Genomic DNA, 19,097 nt, shown 5'->3' on the forward strand with positions numbered 1-19,097 from the left:
GCGATGGAGAACCGACTACGTACGCAACTTGGCGATGTCGCGATCCTGAAAAGGAAGCTCAAGGGCGTTGCCTCGCCGCTGACACTTGCCCAGCTTCGTCAGTCGGCACCGTAAGGTCTGGCCACCTAGTCTCCGAGATCAACCGGTCCACCTTCGCCGTTCTTCGGTTTGAGGACGAGGCTCACGCGGTGTGCCGACTCGACAGTTCGGCCTAGTGACCCTCCGGCCTCGACCACCCAAACCTTCAATGCCGCTTCAGCGGAACGCTCCCTCGAAACAGTGACGCTGAATTCCAGTTCGACCGGGCCGAGTTCGAACGGCATTTCAGATCCTTGGCCGCGACGCTGAGCCGTAAGCAGTTCTCGCCGGATCGCATCGATGGCTTCCGCCAGCTCGAGTCCGTCTTTCTCACTCATAGCTCTAGCTCCCATTCCATTTTCAGCTCCGTCTGCCGGAGTTGCTTTTGCTGTTCTTCGACTTCTCGGACCATTTGCTTCAGGGGATCCATCGCTGTGGTGATGTTGTGAATCTGCTCGTCACCGGCCCGGTTTAACCTCATCGCCAGATCTTCCAATCCTTCTCTGGCAGAGAAGGTTTCTAACGTCTGCATGGCACCGCGCATGTCTGCGACCTCGTATTCCGGCAAGGAACGCAGGGCATCATTCAGGTTCCAGACTGCCTTCTTGACCTCGTCGTGGAGATTGGACAAGATACCGCCTAATTCCTGTAGCTGGCCCGGGACCTGCCTTACGGTTGAGTCGAAGGTTCGTACAGCTGCTTTGACCTTGTTGATGATTTGGTCGAACTCTGCTCTGCTCTTGTTGAGCAGCAACATCTCTGCGGCGATTAACTCCGACTGGGTCTGCTGGCTTCGGGCAAGTTCGACCGCCTGGAGATTCGGCAGAGCGAAAACGCGCACATAGGCTGGCCACAACCAGGTCGGGGCTGATTGTCTGGCGTTGCCTGGGTCGCTCGCGGCGGCGATCAGCCGTTCTATGTCAGGCCCCCGTTCCCGGTATGCGGGTCCGAGTACCTGCTCCAGCGTCCCAGCATCTGTCGTCATTGCACCGATGGCTGCTGCATCCTCAAAAGGAATACGAACGTTCTCTTGCAAATGGGCCGCCACCAGCTCGGCGATCTCAGCGTGCTCGCCGGCAAGCCTGAACAGTAATGCCAACGCTCGTGTCTGCTCTTCAGGGCTCATCAGCGGGAAGAGATCGAGTAAGGCTGTCGGGCTCCGTAGGAGTGTGTGCGCCAGCAAGCGGCCGGCCAGTACCCGTATTGGCATCGGATCGATGTCACAGCCGTTACCCGGGTACAGTTCGGCGATCGCCCTGACGATGGATCTCGGTAACCCACTGCGGCGAGACATAATCTCATGTAGGCGTTCAGCGCTGGAGAGGGTTCTTACCCCGAAAAACAGAAGCGCAGCTAGGAACTCAGCCACCTCTTCGAGCATAGGCATGGTCGCGCCAAAGGCGCGGGCATAGCTGGCTAGGCGCCGGATCTCAACATTGATCAGCTGGTCCAGCGGTTCTGTCATGTCACCGTGCCCATGTAATCTGAGCGCCCATCCCAGCGCGAGTGCATGCACGCTGAGGACGCCTGGATGATCCTCCTGAGCCGTAAGCACATTCGGGTCAAGCAATCCGGCTTGCGATGCATCCTCGAAGGTGGCGCGGCTCATTGAGGTTAGGATCCGATTGAACGTCTTCGCGGCACGAGCCAGCTCGGTAATTTCGTCTACGGCGGGGCTTTCTCCATCGAGTTCGAATCGCGCGAATGCCTCGTCGCCAAGCTCCGCAGTGCATGCCATACGGAGCGTCTCCCACCACAGGCCGGTTCCGCGGGCGCACAGCAGGACCTTTACCGGCGTTAACTTGTTGTAGGCGAGGTGAGCGGCAAGGTCTGCGATCTCGTGGACACGCGTTTCTGGGTCGTCGACGATAAGCAGAGTTGGAACCGCGAGTCGATGCAGACGGCGTAGATCAGCGGCCTCCAATCGCGCTGACATTCCGTCTACCAGGCGTTCGACAGCCCATCCATCTCGGGCCAAGTCTTGGCCAAGCACACAGGCGACGCGACTCTTGCCACTTCCCACAGGGCCTGAAAGGACTCCAATCTCGAAACCCGGACGCTTACACCACTGACTGAGCTGTGATCGGGTGGATCTTCTTCCCTTAAAGGCGATGGCCTGCCGGTACGGCTCCAGCAGCACACTTGGCGTATCACGATTGATCGGATACTCGTGTTTGTATTTCAAGCTGCGCGGGAGCTTGCCGAACTCGACCGCACGTATCGCGGGAAGCCCTCCTCCGCCAGCCGCGATGAGGAGCTTTCTTGCGTCCTTGTCGTTCCAGATCGGTGTTACCGCGGCAACTTCAAGCCGATCAAAGGGCGGGCTCTTCCGCCCTGCCTTAACCACTCCGATAAGCAGATCATTGCTAAGGACTGGGCCGCCTGAGATTCCGCCCCAGGGCGTCTTGCCTTCAGCGAGAGTGCTTGCCTCCCAATATCCACTTTGTACAGTGAAATGCAGTCGTTGCTGAACACCCGACGCCGGGTTGATAGTTCCAGTGACTTGCTCGATATTTCGGATCTCCCCTTTGCGTTGTGACAAAGGAAATCCAAGAGCCTCAGCCGCCAAGTCAGGCGAGTCCGAACACACCATGCCCAGACAGAGTGGCGATACGGGGAATGCCCGATCGCAGTGCATCAAAGCTAGATCATTTTCCGGGTCACACCACGCAATTTCCAACGCGGACGACTGGCTCCCGTTGTAGGCCTCACCTGCGGACTCCGCCACATGCCAAGCGGTCAACAGCAACCCCGGTTGAATGACCGCACCCGAGCCGCGCGGACCCTTCCCTCTTGGCTCGACTGCTATCACTTGTGAACGCACGCTTGGGATCCTCCATCGCCAAACCTTCAGCATCGACCATGATCGATGCATCGTAGTTGGAGAGTCCGACATTCGACCGACCGGAGAAAGTACACAGCGTCTCTTGCTGCCGTTGGGAGGCAATCATCCAGTGAGACTGCGGGCGGAGTCCCGTTCTTTCACCTCGGCCGAAACTCCGGGTGAAAACAGTCCAGACAGCTGGCCAATCAGGTTCACGGTCTGTTCCTGGGTCGAGGACTCACCGATGACCCGCTCGCCCGGCACCCCCAGGATGTCGTAGGGGTTGTACCAATCGGCCATCTGCTCGACGGTGAAGCCGGCCATCGGCCGAGTGGTGTGCCGCCGGGTGGTTTCTTCGAAGGACACGTCGAGGTAGAAGACGCTGCTGCACCCTTCGTGGCTGTCCAGCAGCCGCAGCAGCATCGGACGGTATTTGCCGGTCCAGAGGATTCCCTCGAGGATGACGTCCCGGCCGCGATCGACAAGCCACCGGACGTTGTCCTCGAGATAGTCGGCGATCAGGCCACCGGTTTTGTCTTGCTCCCACAGCACAATCCGGCGGAAATGGTCCTGTCCGATCAAAGCGCAGTTCCGGCCTGCCCGCTCACGGACCAGCTGCGCCACCGTCGATTTCCCCGAGCCGGAGTTACCTCTGATGATCACGAGCCGGGTGGACGAATCACCGCAGGGGCTTAGTTCGGCCGGCATCGGCACATGATGGCACCGGGCGGCAGCCCTGGCATCATCCGACACGGCTGCACCGGCGGCAACCTCAGTTAGCCGGGCGGGCTAACTTAGTGGCCTGTTCAAGCATCCAAGGCCAGTGTGCGCCTTACTCGCAGCCGCCTTCGCAGACCGCTGTCTCCAACACGTGTAAGCCAAGATCGGTCAGCAATCTGAGGTTTCGCTTCAGCACCGGGCTGCCCGCGAGCTGGTTGTCGACGTGCGCCCATAAATAGACGGGCACAATGCCGATCGCATGATGGATGGCCTGTAAGTGCGTCTCTGTCGTTGAGGCCGTCGGCTGCTGCAACCCGATTAGCCCGCGCACATCAGCGCCGCTCACCCTTCGGCCGAAAAGATTCCGGGTTCCATCGGCGCGAAGAACCCGACCGTGTAATTGGGCTGTGGCAGCCAATGCAGAACTTGGCCGTGCTCGATCAACACGCGTTTGGCCATGTCTTCGGCGGAGTCGATATCGGTGTAGGTGCACATATCCCAGGGCTGTCCATCTGGATAGAACACTCCGTTTCTTGCTTGTGGGATGCAGAACCCGATAGCGCGACGGTTCTGCGGGCCGCCGATGAGCGTGTAGCGGAGATCCTGAACTGGATCATCAGTGCGTGCTACGAGTCGCACTTTCCCATCCGGCAGGAGCTGGCTCTGATAGCGCAGCCAGTCGGGCAATGTCTGCTGGGTGTGCTCGGCATATCGGAAGCCCGACGGCGTGGTCATCACCTCTGTCAGATAGCCGCCGATCGTCCTGTCGAATCGAGCCTGGTCATTGCCGGTCAACTGCCGCAGACGCTCGCGATCGTTCGCAGTGCGCACGGGCTGACCATTGTCGATATTGATCCACCACTGGACGGCCATGCGTAACGACTGGGCCTCGTCGACTTCGGTGCTGTCGGGGTGCATAGATTCCTTTTGCCATTTGAGGTAGAGCTCGTGCGACTCATGGTCGCCGATTTCCAGTCTCCCGGGTGCGGTGACCGGGACTGCGGCGCCGTTTCGGATCCGCCACAGTGTCGGGCGCGGCACAAGGGCAGCGACGATAAATGTCTCGCCACCGCTGCCGCTACGGGCGCGCAGAGCATCCACCGTCTTAGAGATGTCGTCCGGGGCTGTGTAGATCGTCCGGTACAAAGTTTCCTGGTGGAAGGCTAAAGGGCCGGCGAACCCCACAGCCACAGTGGGAGAGACGACGAGCAGCTTCAGCAGCGGGCGGCGCAGTAGCTGATGCCGCGTCTTCGTATCGTCGACGGGATTGTCGTACGTCACCTGAGTATCAGCAACGAGGCTAATCCGACCATCGTGAATAGAGCCGATCACCAACGTCACAGCAACTCCCGTCTGGCCCCGTTCCCATCGATGGTAGAGGCGCAGCCCGCCACCCTCAGTGGCCGGACTCGGTCGGACTCAGCGCGCCGCAGATGCCTGCATCACCAACGCTTCGATCACCGGTCCCGCGAGGTCCTCACTCTGTCGGCCTCCACGAAATGCTTGACGTGCAATTCAAATGGGCCAGAGGAAAAAACTACGTCGGCAGGCTTCTGCGGGAGTGACTTCGTTCAAAGTCAGCGACACCGAGAAGAGCGTCCCTGAAGGTTACTCGCGGCTTCGTGAAAGGTCTGCGGTCCAAAACGATAACCGAGTGGATACCATGATTCGATTCGTCAGCTCTGCCCCTATTCTTTGAACTGACTGATGACATCGTCGATGTTGTTGACTGCGGTGGCGTTCGCCCAGACGCGATCGAAGCTTCTGAGATAATGATCGAATACTCGACCGCCAGGTAGCTGCCGAAGCTGTAGTACGGGGTTCTGTGCTGCTGCGGCTCCGTAGGTGTGGGCGTTCACCAGCATCATCTCGTCGCCGCGGTATATCGATGCGTAGAGCGTACGGTCGTGCAGCCTGAGTTCTATGTTTCCTGAGTCCAGGATAGGTGCGTAGTAACGCATCGTGAGGACGACCCTGTGAGCTACGCCTAGCCCAACGCCCTCTTCTTCGCCGCGTTCGCGTACTGCCGTGCCATTGGGATCGCCAAGTAGCAGGCGGACCCTGCATCCTTCCGCCGCGCGTTTGGCGATTCGGTAGACGTCGTGAATCTCAGGCAGAAACTGGCCAGCAAACGCAAGAACATCGATGCTTGTCTCTGCCGAATCGATCAATGACCGCCACAGCTCCGGGGGTACTGCGGAACGCGAGGCAAAGAAGTCCACGAGTTCAGCGCGACTTGACGCTGCCGCGCGGGTGTCATCTGCCACGGAAGGCCAAAGATAGGTCTCGTCGACACCGAGCAGCTTCGCGGTGGCCTCGCGGTGCGACCGGTGAGGGACGCGATTAGCCGTGATCCATCGTTCCACGGTCTTGTAATCCACTCCCACCAGCTCCGCGCACCTGGCGATCGATATCCCACGCGACGACAGTGCGCCACGGAGCCGTTCGTTAGGCACGGACCTACTCCCTTCCGATCGAGCCACTCGGACGATCAATCATCTGCCACCTCAGCGCGAGCCACCAGCCCACCCCAACACCCAGTGCTCCTATCCATAGCGGCGCGACGCGTAGCTTCTTCATAAAATCCTTGCGTCCCGGGTATTGCATTGTCGCTCGCTACCGAAGCGGCGTCGTGTAGTCGTAGTCGCGCACGTAGACCTGCATCCCTTTTCACCCCCTTCTTGGTTCGGTGTAGGTGACGGGCCGCGCCCCGTTACGGCAGCGGCCCGCCCCCGTTTCCTTGGTGAGTGACCTGTGGCGGACACTCACGGGCCTATTCCACTGGACTAAGAGTCATCGATCGGCGACGATCACAATAGGAGGCAGCTGTCTCCTACGTGCTCCCACTTGCCCCCGACCGGGAAGGTCCACTAGCGCCATGAGCGAGATGGGTGGTTCACTGCGGGCGGCACGTGAGGCAGCCGGACTATCCCTATCCGGACTGGCTCGGCGCACCGGCTACAGCCGGTCCTATCTGGGCAACATCGAGACAGGAACCAAGCAGCCCACACCGGATGTGCTGCGCGCCTACGAGCGAGCATTAGGGGATGACGTGCACCGACGCGATCTTTTCTCGGGATTGGCCGGTGTCGTGGCCGGCACGATGGCAGACGGCGACATCGCCGCTGACATCGTCCGCGGCATTACCGCCGAGCGTTCCCGGTTGCTTGCCACGGCTCAAACGAGCCACGCCACCGACAAGGCGATCGGGATTGTCGTTTCGCGCCAGACCCCATGTGTTGCCTCCCTGGCGAAATGGATGCGCTCCGGGAACCCGACTCTGCGTGTCAACGCCGCCGGCATCCTGGCCAAAAGCGGGCTACAAGACGCGGCAAATGCCGTCGCCGCGCATCTACGTGCCGACGCCGAGGCACGGCAGCTCTATTTGACGGCTGTCGTCTCCCGGGTGCTCAGCGCCCCTTGGGACGACGCCGGACAACTCGCCAGAACTGCGGCATTCGACGAGGATCAGATTGGCGCCGTGGCCGCCGAAGTGGCCAACGTCTATGACGCAGGTGCCCGATGGTGTGCCATTTACCTTGTCGGACAGGCGAAACCGCACTATCCGGGTATCGCTGACGTCACCTTGCACCGAGCGCTCTCGCGTGAACCATCACGCGAACTGTTGCGCCACATAGGTTTCACCCTCGCCGGGGTCAACCCCGTCATCCACAAAGGAGCATGAAACGTGTTCGTGATAGAAGTTCCATCGGGTGCGGAAGTCCTTGAAACCGTCGCAGCCGAAGCCAAGCAACGCGGGGTCACGGACGCCGCGATCGTGTCTCTCATCGGCGCTGTCGAGGGATGCGCCGTATCCACGATGGCGCTTGACGATCCGCTTAAAGACACCATCACCGAATACAAACAGCCCCTTGAACTTTCCGGCACCGGGGAAATCCGCGACGGCAACGTCCACATCCACGTGGTCCTTGGCTCGGAAGGAAACCAGACAATCTCCGGGCACCTCCACTCAGCGCACGTCAAGACATTCTTTGTCCGCGCCTACTGCGTCTCGCTTTAATAGCAGTTCCCTCATCAATGACACGTTACTGATTCACAACGCGTACGGTTTGTTCAACAAGAGCTGGCCGCGCACGACTGATCGCTCGATAAACAGAACTATGTTCGGGATAGCGGTTGAGAATCTCGTCGATGCGGTCCTGCACTGTGATGGGCATTCCGTCGGGGCTCGTGGTTAGATCAGCAGCGGCTAAAGCGTCGGCAACTGCGCTCTCTTCCCTCGGAAACCGATCCAATTCCTTGATTAGACCGCGCTCTGCCGCTTCGTAGCGGGCACCCGTGTGATGGGCGACAAGGGCGACTATCCGTTCTGGATAGTCGAGATCCTTTAAGTACAGCGCTCCATCTATGGAATGCATCCCCGTCTTGATGAGATCCGGCGCATAGCCAATGTCATGAAGCCAAGCCGCAGCGACCAGAACAGGTCGGTCTGGTTCATCAACTGTCCCGCTCAGCTCGTTTGCTCGTCGCGCGACACCTTGCACATGCAGCCAGCGCCGGCTCAACTCCGACGTGTCCAGGTGCAACTTCGCAAGCCTGGCGGCCGACTCCACTAGATCCTTCACGGCTTCGACGCTAGTCACGGTTCCGAGCCACTGGCTACGGACCTCTATGGGACGTTTGGAGACGTCCGAGGTCCCCTAAAACGTCCCATCATGTGCCTCTAGCCGATGTACGGCTTATCGAGGTTGCTCAGACCATGATCGATTCTCAGGCGCATAGACGGATGTATGTTAAGGTCGTCCAGCTTGTCCGGTTCAAGCCATATAACCTCGCTGGACTCGCTGGACGGCCTTACGGCGCCACCTGTTGGATGCGCCCTAAAGCAGATGGAGAACTGCTGGCGAACCTCGCCGTCGTCGTATGCCATGACGTGATTGGGATTCGTGTAGATTCCGATGATCTCGGTGACGACCACGTCTATCCCGGTCTCTTCGCTTACCTCTCGTACGACTGTCTGCGCTATCGATTCACCAGCATCGTGACCGCCGCCAGGGAGCGCCCAGAGATCGTTGTCAGTCCGGTGGATGAGCAGAATGCGCCCGCGTTCGTCCTGAACGAACCCAACAACTGATGGGACGACGCTGTTTGCGGCCGGTGCGTCTGGATCATTGAAGAAGTCTCTGCGTGCCAATGGTCCCGCCCCTATTCTTTGAACTGGCTGGTGACATCGTCGGTGCTGGTGAACGTGGTGCTGTTCGCCCAGACGCGATCAAAGCTTATGAGGTGATGACCAACAAACTGGCTGCCAGGTAGCTACCGAAGCTCCCTCGATGGGGCACATTGGAACCGTAGATCATCTGCCACCTCAGCATGAGCCACGAGACGTGCCCCTCGCCGGGGCACGCTTTACCTATAGCAGGCTATCGTTGTCGCGTGATTCTGGTTCTCTGGGATGTCGACGGCACCTTGATCAACAATGGCGGGGTCAGCAAAGAGATGTACGCTGCCGCATTCGAGATTCTTTCAGGTCAGCCGGCGCGGGTTAAGGCTAGGACCGATGGCCGCACCGACCCAGAGATCATGCGCGACCTAATCGAGCAGCACGGTCTTGAGCAGACCTCAGAGCACGTCGCGCAGCTTCACTCCGCTCTCGCCGCCGCCATGCGGGCCAAGGCCGACGTCCTGCGTAAGCGGGGCTATGCCCAGCCAGGGGGCCGCGAGGCGATCGACGCCTTGATGCAGCGCAGTGACATAGTTCAGTCAGTTCTTAGTGGCAATATCCGCGACAACGCGTACATCAAGCTCTCCACCTTCGACCTGCACGAAGGTCTCGACTGGGAGGTGGGTGCGTTTGGCTCGGACGCCAATCACCGCCCTAGCCTTGTGAAGATCGCTCAGGAACGTGCCTCGGCCAGTTACGGCGCAGAGTTTGGGCCGGTGAACACTGTCTTGATCGGAGACACCCTGCGGGACGTACGTGCCGGGGTCGAGGGCGGCGCACGCGTCATCGCAGTGACGACCGGTGTCGACAGCGCCGAGGACCTGACACGCGAAGGCGCCCAGATCGTGTTTCGCGATCTCACCAATACGGTCGCACTGCTGGATGCGGTGCTTCAGGTCAGTTAGTCCGTGGCCTGGTACGACTGATAGGGATAGGACTCATCCCACACGCGCCGAAAGCTCCTGGCGTAGGTGTCGAAAAGGTCGGCGCCATCTACGCGCCGTAGGTGCAGAATGGGTGCGATATAGCCGTACGCACCGTATATATGCTGGTTGACCAGCATCTGATCGTCAAACACGAAGATGCTGTTGTAAAGAGTGGTCCGATGTAGATGGAACTCGATCCCCGGCCAATCCACCAGCGGCTGATAGTAGGCCAGGGCCATTCTCACCCGCGCCGGGATCGCATCGAACAGTTGTTCTTCCCTGCCGCGCAGCTCGACCTCCGGGCTATCTGGGTCACCCAGCAGGATCTGCACCCGCGTTCCTCCGGCGGCCTTCGCCTTAAGGATCTCGATTGCCTCGGGATTCTCTTCGGGCAGGAAGAGGCTTGCGTAGGCAAGCAGGCCGATGTGGTCGTTCGCCCCGCGGAGCAGCTCTAGCCAGTGCCGCTTGGGTACCGCCGCCCGATGCGGATAGAACGCTTGGACCTCTGCCACGTCCTGGCTCCTGGCCGGCTGAAACTGCGGCCACAACCAGGTGAGCTCCACTTGCAGCCGCAAGGCGGCCTGCGCAGCGATCCGCCGGTGCGGCAACCGGTCTTTGGTGATCCAGCGCTGCACGGTCTTCGGATCGACACCAACCAGGTCACCCAGATCCGTCTCGCTGAGATTCGCCTTCATGAGCGCCTCACGTAGCCGCTCGTTCGCCATTCGCCGCCCCTCCCGTTAGGACGCTTCGGGACGTTACAGCAATCCATATAAGTCCCGCTATCCGTCCCAGCAACGCGGTGTTGACGTCCCGCTACCGATGGTGTGCTTCCTCCTGCACAGATTGATCGACGGCGAACTCCACACCGGAATCTCGCCTGACGGACGCCATAACTGACTGGCGGGGAGGGACATACAGATGGCGGCGATTCTTCAAGATCGCAGAGAGTCCGGCAAGAGTGTGACGGGCGACCGTACAGCGGTCGTGATTGGTGCCGGGCTGGCCGGCGCTGCTGCTGCTTGGCAGCTGGCGGAGTGCGGCTACACCGTGCGGGTGTACGAGCGTTCCGATGTGGTGGGCGGTCACGTGCGGACCGAGTGGGTGGGCAACATTCCCTACGAACCGCACGGAGCTCACATCTTCCACACCGGCGACGAGCAGGTGTGGCGCCTGGTCAACAAATTGGCCGATTTTGCCCCCTACCGCCACCGGGTGGCGATCCGCATGCGCCACCGCCTCATTGCCTGGCCAGTACAGATCGCGGAGCTGATGACCCTCGCTGACGCGGAGGAGATCTCACGCCAGCTCCAGGCCCGGCCGCCGCAGCCGGACGAGACGAACTTCGAGACCTACTGCGTCTCGCTCCTCGGACAGACGGTCTACGACGAGTGCGTCAGGGACTACACCCGCAAGCAATGGGCGTGTGATCCATCGTCGCTATCGGCGTCTGTCGCGAAGGGACGAGTCGAGATCCGCGACGACGGCTACCTGGATCTGTTCAGAGACCCTTACCAAGGCTGGCCGCGCAAGGGCTACGCCGCACTGGTTGAGGAGCTGCTCGCTGAGGCACATGTCCACCTCGGCTCGCAAGTCACCGTCGATGACATCCCCTCCATTGCCCAGCCGGGTGAGCCCGTGATCGTCACCTCTGCCCTGGACGACTTCTTCGCAGAGCCGGGCGCCCTTCCCTGGCGGGGAGTGCGGCTCGAATGCACCCGCATCCCGGATGTCACCCTCGCGCAACCGGCGATGGTGGTCAACGAACCGTCCGCCGACGTCCCTTGGACACGAACCATCGAAACCAAATGGGCGCTTGACGAACTGCACACCGTCCCAGGAACCATCGTCATGCGCGAGTTCCCCGGAGCGGACGCCAAGCACTACCCAGTGCTCGACGCCGCCGACGCCAACAAGGCGGCGCAACGTCAATTCCTCCAGCGCCTGGCTGCCTTCACCCGTAACCGCCTTATCCCCGCAGGACGCCTGGCGACCTACAGCTACATCAACATGGACGTGGCAATTCGCCAGGGGCTGGACGCTGCCAGAAGCGTTACGGAGTGCCAGCCATGACCAAATCTCTTGATTTCCAGCGTGTCTGGCACGTCCCCGCGGCCAGTTCGGTGTCGCAGCTCGCGGTCATTGTTCCGGTCGGCCCTAACCATGACCCAGCTGACTCCGTCGCGCGCAGCGATGACGCGGCCCAGGGCACCGGGACATCCTTGATGCACATCGTTGTCGTCAACGGCGAGAACGCCGATCGGCGCGCAGCCGACCTCATTCCCAAGCTCCATAGCCGCCTCGACCGGGTGGTACTGGTGTCCAACAACGACACCATCGGCTATGTGCGTGCCGTCCAGTCGGGAATGACGCTTGCAGTTTCGCTCGGGCTTCGCACGGACCGGGTTGGTTTCCTCGACGCTGACGCTCAGCTACGTTCGCCCCAGCACTGGCAGGTTCTCGGCGCTGAGCTGGATAGCCAGCCCGAACTCGACGCCATCAGCGGTCTTGTTATCCACGAGCAATGCCAGATCTGGGAGACACTTTCCTCCGCGACGTTCATAGCCGCCCTGGAACTCGCTACAGGCCAGCCTGTCACCAAGCCGTACCTTCAGGGCGGGGCCGGCGGTACCCTCGCGCGCTGGCAGCCGTTTGCCAACGCCGTCCAGGATGCCTTGCGGCTCAACACTCTGATCGGCCCGACGCTGTCTGCCACATCGATCGCCTCGGGCAGACGGGTCGCCGCCACCAGCACCCTCCCATGTGGACACACACCACGGCGGACCATGAAGGAATGGGCGGATTCGGTCACTGCCTACGAGCACGCATGGCGAGGACTCATCGACCTTCTTGGCAGCGACATTGAAAAGCCGTGGCGCGAGTTCCTTGTCGCAGCTGAGCATGCCTTGCGAGATCGCCACAAACTTCTGGTCGACATCCGCTACAACGGCGCACTGCGCCAGCAAATCGTCATGCGCGTCACAGCGGAGCGTCTCATGCTCCAGGCAGGAGCAGCCCGATGACTATCCCATTCCACTCAAACAGCAGGCAGAACAACAACATTGCCGCATCGCTTTCGGCCGCGCTCAGCCAGCATGACTACTGTGACGACGCGTCCTTCGGGCGCAGCATCGAGCAGTTTGAACGTGAACTCGCCTCCTACTGCGGAGCCCGCTTCGCGGTAGGTGTTGGCAGCGGAACAGACGCCTTGACCATCGCGCTGACGGCTCTGAAGCTTCCTCCGCACAGCGAAGTCATCACTTGCGGATTCGGCTTCTACGCCACCGCGGCAGCGATCCTGCGAGCCGGACTGACACCCGTATTCGTTGATGCAGAACCGGACAGCTATCTCATCAGTCCAGAGGCCGTACTCGCGGCGATCACAGAGCAGACCTCAGCGATCCTGCCCGTGCACATGTTCGGGGAACCGGCGTCCATTCGCGAGCTGTCCCAGATCGCGATCGACCACGAGCTCGCACTCATCGAAGACTGCGCGCAGGCCGTGGGTGCGCGCCACGGCGACTACACTGCAGGGACCTTCGGCGACTCCGCCGCATTTAGTTTCAACTGGTCCAAACACCTATCCTGCACCTCCAACGGTGGCGCCATCGTCACCAACGACGAGCACCAGGTGGAGACGCTTCGTGCGCTACGGGCCTACGGGTCGGCCGGCGGATTCTGGCATCCAGAGTTCGGCATCAACTCCAAGCTCAATCCCTTCGAGGCACGTGTCCTGTCGGCCAAACTGCCACACCTCGACGGGTGGATCTCGCGGCGCCGGGACATCGCGGATCGATACCGGAAGAATCTCGGCAGCTGTGCACTGCTCCAGCTGCCATCACCGTCCGAGTCAGGCCACGTCTATCACAAGCTCACCATCCGCCATTCCCGGCGCGACGAGCTGCGCGAATACCTGAAACAGCATGGCATCGGCTCAATGGTCTGCTACCCCCACTTGCTCGGCGAACACACACCAGTCGCCAGCCGGTCGCGAAGCCGAGACCTGACCAACGCGAAAGCGGCTGCTGACACCGCGCTGTCCATTCCTATCTGGCCGGAACTCACCGACGTTGAGGTCGACACCATCTCGGAGCACATCACGGCCTTCTGCGAGACGCCATGATCACCGCGTCGCTGGTCCCCGCATTCGACAGCGCCAAGCTGATCCGCACGTTGTACCGCTTCGACTTCCGCCGCCTAGCCACGCTAACGGGGCTCACCCCCGCCGCATCTGTTACCGATCTTCAGCAATATCCCGGTGCCGTCAACGGACTGACTCCGCTGGCAAACAACGGCTTTCACCGCGTAGCCGAACCCGGGTCGATCGTCGTGGGCGGCGGTTGTCTCGGATACAGCAACGCAGACCTTGCCCAGCTGCGCGTGGACTACCTGACCGACACGATGCTCGCTTTGGCGTTCGCAGCATGGGCACGCTTGCCGTGCCTGATCTATCTTCCCATCGGCGAAGAAATGATCACCGCCGAGCCAGGCCAGCATGCCTCCTGGAGCCAGTTCGGTGACCGCATCGAGCTGGTGGTGCGCGGACTTGCTGCCCAGTTCGATACGGGCCAGCACATCCACATTCTGCGCACCGACACCTCCCATGTGCGTGCGCTACTTGACGAGCGCGGATCTCAGCTTGCCGAAGCGCTGCCAGCCTCGGCCATAGGTTCGCTGTATGCACTGCGACCGTCGGGCAAGGCCGTGAGCCCCAGCGAGGCACGCCTTACGCAGTACCGCTCTACCATCGCCACTTATCTGCCCGACGTCATCAGACAACTGCTCGGGCAGCAGACGATCAGGCGGGTGATAGCGGCCGAGAACCTGCATCAGGTCAAAGCAATCGCCCAGGCACGCCAGCTCGCCGGCGCCAGCGGCGACAGCATTGATCACCTTGCGCACGTCCCCGCGCCGTCACTAGGTGGCACGACCCGGATGGCCACCGCCGCAGCAGACAACGTCATTCTCGCCTGCGCTGATCCGGCAACCAGCGCGGCCGCCGTCCATCGTGCCAATCAGACCGTCCAAACCTATTGGCACGCCGTGTGGTCCACCCATCGCAGCCTTACCACGGCGGATCACTCGCCAACGCTCACCAATTTCTTCGCGAGCTATCGCTCACTGCTCAGCCAGGAAGGCACACTATGAGGGATCAACGTGTTGGCGTTATCGGCCTGGGCGAAATGGGCGGCACGATCGCCAAGCGCCTGCATTCCCTTAGCGTCCCGCTTTTGGTGTATGACACCAACACTGCATTGGCAGATGCGTGGCCCGCGCCATTTTGGGCCAGCACAAGCGCCGAGGTTGCCGAGCATTCCGAAGTCCTGCTGCTCATTGTCGCCACCGAATCGCAGCTGCACGAGGTCTGTGAATCCATTGCGCCTTACCTGCCCGCGCAATCCATCGTCGTAGTCCACGCCACCGTCAGCCCTGCGGCGATATCCCATGCCGGGGAACTGATCAAACAGTCTGGCGCCGCACTCATCGACGCCGGCATGAGCCGCGGAGCAGGACGGATGAGCGAAGGCAGTCTCACGCTCTTCATCGGTGGAGATGCCGACACGATCGAGCGAGCCAGACCCGTCCTCGATCTCTACAGCGACAACGTGACTCACGCCGGCCCGGTAGGCAGCGGCATGGTCGTCAAGCTATGCAACAACCTTGCCCTGCACGGCAACCGGATGATCCTGCTGGAGGCGGCAAGGATCGCGCAGGCCAACGGCGTCGATCCACACACGATGGTGAGCTCCATCAGGACAAGCACCGGGTCCAGCTGGGTATCAGACCACTGGGGCAACACCGACCGTCTAGCACTCGGTTCCGGTGCCGGACAGACGCCTATGGTCGAGCGCACCAAACGCGAACTGGACACGCTGCTGCGTCTGGCCAATGCCGTCCAGGTAGAAGTTCCCACGGCGGCTCTGGTAACCAAACGCCTGCCGAGCGTCCTCCAATCCGGGATGACAGCCACGGACCGCGCCCACCTGCTGGAGCACAAACAGAGCAGGGTCAGCGAGTGGCGCGACGCCCGCGACCGCGCAGGGGCCGCGTTCTGGTCACCGCTGCTGGTCCTCACCACCACAGGAGCCAAGACCGGCCGGCCACGTGAGTGCGTTCTGGAGTTCATGCCCCACGGCGACACCATTGTTGTCTTCGGATCGAATGGCGGGCAGCGCCGGGACCCACATTGGATCGTCAACCTTCGCACTCATCCACGAGCGACTGTCGAGATTGGACCTCACGCCCTGACCGCTACCGCAGTCTTTTTGGACACAGCGGAGGCGTCGGAGGTCTACGCCCAGCGGGCCTCCACCAGTCCCGCGTTCGTCCGGTACGCCGCGGAGTCCGCTGGGCGGCCGATTCCCGTGGTACGCCTCGACTTCGACACCACCGTTCAGCTTCCGATCTCCGAACCGAAGTAGGAACAGCGAATGCTCTACATTGACTTTGGTGTGTCGTTCGCGGACGGAGTGAATGGCGTCGGGCTCCGGGCGCTGGAAACCGCTGCGGCCCTAGCGGACTACTGTCCCGTTACCGTGGTCGCGCCAGAACACCGCCACCGCGACATCACCACCGTGTGGCCGCAGCTGAAACACGCCCAGCCTAGCGAGGTGACGCCCGGAGAAGGCGACGTTTACTGGTACGGATTTGCCACCCCTGTCAAGGGCATCGCAGCGGCACGGTCAGGCGGAGCAATATGCGTGTTCGACGCCATCATCTGGCCGCTGGAATTCCTTACCTACGAAGCTGTTCGGACCTCACCGAAGCCGTCTCATGCCTACCAGGAGAAGCTGGGCATCTACCTCCAGCAACTCAAGTACGCCAGTAAATACGTTGTGGCGTCAGAACGCGAACGGCATGTGGTCACCGGGATGCTGTCCACCGCGTTCTGGTCACCTCTGCACCGCATGTCGCCCGACCTCGATACGCATTTCTTCGAGTTGCCCGTCGGATTCTCGCGCCGCAACGAGGCCCGGATGGAAGCTGTCTCGCCGGCGTCTGAAGGCGATGGGATCACCCTGGTCTGGAACGGCGGCACCTGGAACCACTACGACCCGACAACGGCGGTCAAGGCCGTGCGCGCGCTTCGCGACGAAGGTCTGCAGGTCAGTCTGCGCTTTCTGTATCCCCAACGGGGAACGGAGACCCAGTCCCTGCGGCAAGCACGCCAGGCCGCAGCAGACAGCACTGCCATCCACTTTGCTGAAACGGGCCTTGGCCTGCTTGAGCGGATTGGGGAACTTAGCGTTGCGACCGCGGCCATCTGCACCTACCAGCCGCACGCTCTATGGGATCTCTGCCCGCCCATGCGGCTACGGGAAACACTGATCTATCAGTTGCCTATACTGGCTCCCCGGCGCGGTGCGTTGGGTGACCTCATTGAGCAGCATGCGTTTGGTGCCACGGCCGCCACCAACGCCCTGCCAGACTGGCGAAAGACCATCCTAACCCTCGCGGAGCCCGCAGATCGGCAGGCGATGCGCCGCGCAACTGTCACCACGGCGGAGGCGTTCGCCTACGAGACCACTGCAGGCGCCCTGTGGACGTGGATGAACGAGGCCCGGCCATGAGCAGGTCGCTAACCGTGGTCCTATGTGATCTCGATGAAACACTCATCGACGAGTCACCAAATGTCAGGGCCGGATACCGCGCCGCCGCCCACTATGCGGCCGACTGCTTCCCATCTATTGACACAGACCAGTTCATCGACCTCGCTCCCGTCGCGGTAAGGGAGATCTGGTGGCAGCCCGACTGGCTCGGGCCGATCACCGAGCGGTACGGGCTCTCCGCATGGGACGGCCTGAGCGAGGAATTTCGAGGGCCGCACCGTGAACTTGATCAGCTCAGAGACTGGCTGCCTGACTACCGACTTGCCGCTTGGCGCAACGTCTTTAGCCGCTTAGATATCACTGCGCCGAGGCACGTGCTGGACGAAACCGCTCGCGCGTTCTCATGGGGGCGGCACAAGGGGCGCGTGCGTCTCGCGCGAGGCGTGGCACAGATGCTGCCAGCACTCGGCGATCGCGCCATTGGGGTGGTGACGAACGGTCCTGCCGATGGCCAGGAGGAGAAGATCCACCGTGCCGGTCTCGGCCGGCTGCTGAAGGCCGTGGTGGCGTCGACTGCTGCTGGCGCGGGTAAGCCAGATCCGGCTCTCGTGGCAATGTGCCTTGAGGCTATGGGGAATCGCCGCATGGATGAAGTTGTCATCGTTGGCGACAGTCTTGAACGCGACATCCAGCTGGCCCAGAACGCAGGAGTTCCAGCGGTCTGGATCACACCGTCACCGCCGCCCGCGGCTAACCTTCCGCCGACGGTCGTCGCCGTCGCAAGCGCCACTAACGTTGCACACGCCATTGCCCGCTTGGAACAGCGATGAGCCAGCGAACATCCTCGCTGGAGTGGCTCCAGGGTTACACCCATCGGGCTTACGGACTGTTCACGTCCAACGGGACCGCTGCTCTCGAACTGGCCATGATCGTTTCTGGGGCTGGGCCAGGTCAGGAAGTCATCATTCCCGAGGAGTGCTGTACAGCGGTCCTCTCGGCCGTACTGAGAACCGGGGCCCAGCCGCGGCTCGCAGCTGTAGGCGCTGATTGCCTTGTCACCGCAGCGGGCATCGCTGCGCAGCTCACGGACCGCACACGTGCTGTGATCGCCATTCACCAGTGGGGCCGGCGGCTCGACGCCATCCGTTTGAAATCAGCGCTACCCAGCAGCGTCGCGTTCATTGAGGACGCCGCGTCCTATTGGGACCCGGCCAGGCCCTTCCAAGCTGCGGACCATCTGCTCGTGCTCAGCTTCAGTGACGAGAAACCGTTGTCTATGGGAGGTGGCGGCTATCTGGGCAGCGGCACAGACCACGCCCTGGTCGCCACAGGTCTCGCGGGCCAACCACTATTCGAACGGGCCACCACCTTCGTGCCTTACGCGTGCCTTCCGCCATCGCTAGAACAACTGCTTGCCGCCAACAGGCTCGCTACACGACTGTTAGCCGACCGGCGCCAACTTGCGGCCCATATCGAGCTACGACTTCAGGACGCGGGCGGCGGCATGCTCGGCGGCATCTCAGCCGACCACTGCTGGTACCCCTTTCCCATCGTGGTCGATACACCGCAGACGGCAGCCCATCTCGCAGCCACAGCACATCGCTTTGGCTTGATCGCCCGCACCCTACGTAGCAGGCCGTTACCTCTTACCCCGCTTGGCCGGGCGCACAGCCTAGCGGCCCCACCTGGGTCGGACTTCCAGGACATTAGTGACCGCCTCGTCATCATGCAGCCGCCCGCCGGGCCACGGGCGGACCGACGGATCGCCCAATGGCTGCGGCACCCCACTCCAGCCGATATCGATGGAGCGTGAC

19 protein-coding genes are annotated in these 19,097 nt (G+C 61.5%); 11 read left to right on the forward strand and 8 right to left on the reverse strand.

From position 1 onward, the window contains the following. Positions 1 to 125 precede the first annotated feature (125 nt). The 5 genes from A3E1_RS43460 to A3E1_RS43465 form a co-directional block, all read right to left on the reverse strand. Positions 126 to 416, reverse strand: coding sequence for a trypco2 family protein (locus A3E1_RS43460; protein ID WP_020525202.1), 291 nt, complete (start codon positions 414 to 416; stop codon positions 126 to 128). Further along, on the reverse strand, positions 413 to 2,902 hold the full coding sequence (locus A3E1_RS0133520) for a S1 family peptidase (RefSeq protein WP_157631901.1): 2,490 nt from the start codon (positions 2,900 to 2,902) through the stop codon (positions 413 to 415). Before A3E1_RS0133520 ends, A3E1_RS43460 begins: the two co-directional genes overlap by 4 nt. 123 nt (positions 2,903 to 3,025) lie before the next feature. Then, the gene (locus tag A3E1_RS0133525; protein ID WP_020525204.1) at positions 3,026 to 3,610 is read right to left on the reverse strand and encodes an AAA family ATPase; all 585 of its coding nucleotides are present in this window, start codon (positions 3,608 to 3,610) and stop codon (positions 3,026 to 3,028) included. Between the two features lie 354 nt (positions 3,611 to 3,964). Then, positions 3,965 to 4,963 (reverse strand): hypothetical protein, encoded by a 999-nt coding sequence (locus A3E1_RS0133535; protein ID WP_026209083.1) that lies wholly within the window; start codon positions 4,961 to 4,963, stop codon positions 3,965 to 3,967. Between the two features lie 347 nt (positions 4,964 to 5,310). After that, entirely contained in the window at positions 5,311 to 6,003 is a 693-nt protein-coding gene (locus A3E1_RS43465) for a DUF5919 domain-containing protein (protein WP_020525207.1), read from the reverse strand. Positions 6,004 to 6,500: 497 nt separating this feature from the next. On the opposite strand from A3E1_RS43465, the gene A3E1_RS45385 reads away from it, so the two are divergent. Together A3E1_RS45385 and A3E1_RS46525 are read left to right on the forward strand one after the other, a co-directional pair. Further along, the gene (locus A3E1_RS45385; RefSeq protein WP_020525208.1) at positions 6,501 to 7,307 is read left to right on the forward strand and encodes a helix-turn-helix domain-containing protein; all 807 of its coding nucleotides are present in this window, start codon (positions 6,501 to 6,503) and stop codon (positions 7,305 to 7,307) included. Between the two features lie 3 nt (positions 7,308 to 7,310). Further along, the gene (locus A3E1_RS46525; RefSeq protein ID WP_020525209.1) at positions 7,311 to 7,643 is read left to right on the forward strand and encodes a PPC domain-containing DNA-binding protein; all 333 of its coding nucleotides are present in this window, start codon (positions 7,311 to 7,313) and stop codon (positions 7,641 to 7,643) included. 25 nt (positions 7,644 to 7,668) lie between these two features. Here A3E1_RS46525 and A3E1_RS0133555 read toward each other — a convergent pair whose 3' ends face one another. Beyond that, on the reverse strand, positions 7,669 to 8,208 hold the full coding sequence (locus A3E1_RS0133555; RefSeq protein ID WP_040392666.1) for an HD domain-containing protein: 540 nt from the start codon (positions 8,206 to 8,208) through the stop codon (positions 7,669 to 7,671). 98 nt (positions 8,209 to 8,306) lie between these two features. After that, the gene (locus tag A3E1_RS46530) at positions 8,307 to 8,777 is read right to left on the reverse strand and encodes an NUDIX hydrolase (RefSeq protein ID WP_040392555.1); all 471 of its coding nucleotides are present in this window, start codon (positions 8,775 to 8,777) and stop codon (positions 8,307 to 8,309) included. Positions 8,778 to 9,019: 242 nt separating this feature from the next. Between A3E1_RS46530 and A3E1_RS43480 the strand changes: the two genes are divergently transcribed. Further along, positions 9,020 to 9,712: an HAD family hydrolase gene (locus A3E1_RS43480; protein WP_020525213.1), complete on the forward strand. Its 693-nt coding sequence runs from the start codon at positions 9,020 to 9,022 to the stop codon at positions 9,710 to 9,712. Here the strand turns inward: A3E1_RS43480 and A3E1_RS0133575 are convergent. Further along, positions 9,709 to 10,458 carry a helix-turn-helix domain-containing protein gene (locus tag A3E1_RS0133575; protein ID WP_020525214.1) on the reverse strand — a complete coding sequence of 250 codons (750 nt, stop codon included), beginning with the start codon at positions 10,456 to 10,458 and terminating at the stop codon, positions 9,709 to 9,711. The genes A3E1_RS43480 and A3E1_RS0133575 overlap by 4 nt on opposite strands. Positions 10,459 to 10,654: 196 nt before the next feature. Between A3E1_RS0133575 and A3E1_RS0133580 the strand changes: the two genes are divergently transcribed. Genes A3E1_RS0133580 through A3E1_RS0133615 form a run of 8 tightly spaced genes read left to right on the forward strand, consistent with a single transcriptional unit; the run spans position 10,655 to position 19,096 of the window. Then, entirely contained in the window at positions 10,655 to 11,806 is a 1,152-nt protein-coding gene (locus tag A3E1_RS0133580; protein WP_020525215.1) for a UDP-galactopyranose mutase, read from the forward strand. Beyond that, positions 11,803 to 12,756: a hypothetical protein gene (locus A3E1_RS0133585; RefSeq protein WP_020525216.1), complete on the forward strand. Its 954-nt coding sequence runs from the start codon at positions 11,803 to 11,805 to the stop codon at positions 12,754 to 12,756. The genes A3E1_RS0133580 and A3E1_RS0133585 overlap by 4 nt, the downstream gene beginning before the upstream one ends. After that, positions 12,753 to 13,856, forward strand: coding sequence for a DegT/DnrJ/EryC1/StrS family aminotransferase (locus tag A3E1_RS0133590; RefSeq protein ID WP_020525217.1), 1,104 nt, complete (start codon positions 12,753 to 12,755; stop codon positions 13,854 to 13,856). The genes A3E1_RS0133585 and A3E1_RS0133590 overlap by 4 nt, the downstream gene beginning before the upstream one ends. Beyond that, positions 13,853 to 14,881, forward strand: coding sequence for a hypothetical protein (locus A3E1_RS43485; protein ID WP_020525218.1), 1,029 nt, complete (start codon positions 13,853 to 13,855; stop codon positions 14,879 to 14,881). Before A3E1_RS0133590 ends, A3E1_RS43485 begins: the two co-directional genes overlap by 4 nt. Continuing rightward, positions 14,878 to 16,155, forward strand: a complete 1,278-nt coding sequence (locus tag A3E1_RS0133600; protein ID WP_020525219.1) for a nitroreductase family deazaflavin-dependent oxidoreductase — start codon at positions 14,878 to 14,880, stop codon at positions 16,153 to 16,155. The genes A3E1_RS43485 and A3E1_RS0133600 overlap by 4 nt, the downstream gene beginning before the upstream one ends. A 9-nt stretch (positions 16,156 to 16,164) precedes the next feature. Continuing rightward, complete coding sequence (locus A3E1_RS0133605) at positions 16,165 to 17,304, forward strand: glycosyltransferase (RefSeq protein ID WP_020525220.1); 1,140 nt, start codon at positions 16,165 to 16,167, stop codon at positions 17,302 to 17,304. Next, on the forward strand, positions 17,301 to 18,113 hold the full coding sequence (locus A3E1_RS0133610; RefSeq protein WP_020525221.1) for an HAD family hydrolase: 813 nt from the start codon (positions 17,301 to 17,303) through the stop codon (positions 18,111 to 18,113). The genes A3E1_RS0133605 and A3E1_RS0133610 overlap by 4 nt, the downstream gene beginning before the upstream one ends. Beyond that, a complete protein-coding gene (locus tag A3E1_RS0133615) occupies positions 18,110 to 19,096 on the forward strand; it encodes a DegT/DnrJ/EryC1/StrS family aminotransferase (RefSeq protein ID WP_020525222.1) in 987 nt (328 codons plus the stop codon). The genes A3E1_RS0133610 and A3E1_RS0133615 overlap by 4 nt, the downstream gene beginning before the upstream one ends. Position 19,097: the final 1 nt, after the last annotated feature.

This window comes from Catelliglobosispora koreensis DSM 44566, assembly GCF_000379685.1.
Lineage (GTDB): Bacteria > Actinomycetota > Actinomycetes > Mycobacteriales > Micromonosporaceae > Catelliglobosispora > Catelliglobosispora koreensis.

Coding starts and splice junctions, on each gene's coding strand:
- A3E1_RS43460 (WP_020525202.1), bottom strand. CDS start 416: ATGAGTGAGAAAGACGGACTCGAGCTGGCGGAAGCCATCGATGCGATC.
- A3E1_RS0133525 (WP_020525204.1), bottom strand. CDS start 3,610: ATGCCGGCCGAACTAAGCCCCTGCGGTGATTCGTCCACCCGGCTCGTG.
- A3E1_RS45385 (WP_020525208.1), top strand. CDS start 6,501: ATGAGCGAGATGGGTGGTTCACTGCGGGCGGCACGTGAGGCAGCCGGA.
- A3E1_RS0133575 (WP_020525214.1), bottom strand. CDS start 10,458: ATGGCGAACGAGCGGCTACGTGAGGCGCTCATGAAGGCGAATCTCAGC.
- A3E1_RS0133580 (WP_020525215.1), top strand. CDS start 10,655: ATGGCGGCGATTCTTCAAGATCGCAGAGAGTCCGGCAAGAGTGTGACG.
- A3E1_RS0133585 (WP_020525216.1), top strand. CDS start 11,803: ATGACCAAATCTCTTGATTTCCAGCGTGTCTGGCACGTCCCCGCGGCC.
- A3E1_RS0133590 (WP_020525217.1), top strand. CDS start 12,753: ATGACTATCCCATTCCACTCAAACAGCAGGCAGAACAACAACATTGCC.
- A3E1_RS43485 (WP_020525218.1), top strand. CDS start 13,853: ATGATCACCGCGTCGCTGGTCCCCGCATTCGACAGCGCCAAGCTGATC.
- A3E1_RS0133600 (WP_020525219.1), top strand. CDS start 14,878: ATGAGGGATCAACGTGTTGGCGTTATCGGCCTGGGCGAAATGGGCGGC.
- A3E1_RS0133605 (WP_020525220.1), top strand. CDS start 16,165: ATGCTCTACATTGACTTTGGTGTGTCGTTCGCGGACGGAGTGAATGGC.
- A3E1_RS0133610 (WP_020525221.1), top strand. CDS start 17,301: ATGAGCAGGTCGCTAACCGTGGTCCTATGTGATCTCGATGAAACACTC.
- A3E1_RS0133615 (WP_020525222.1), top strand. CDS start 18,110: ATGAGCCAGCGAACATCCTCGCTGGAGTGGCTCCAGGGTTACACCCAT.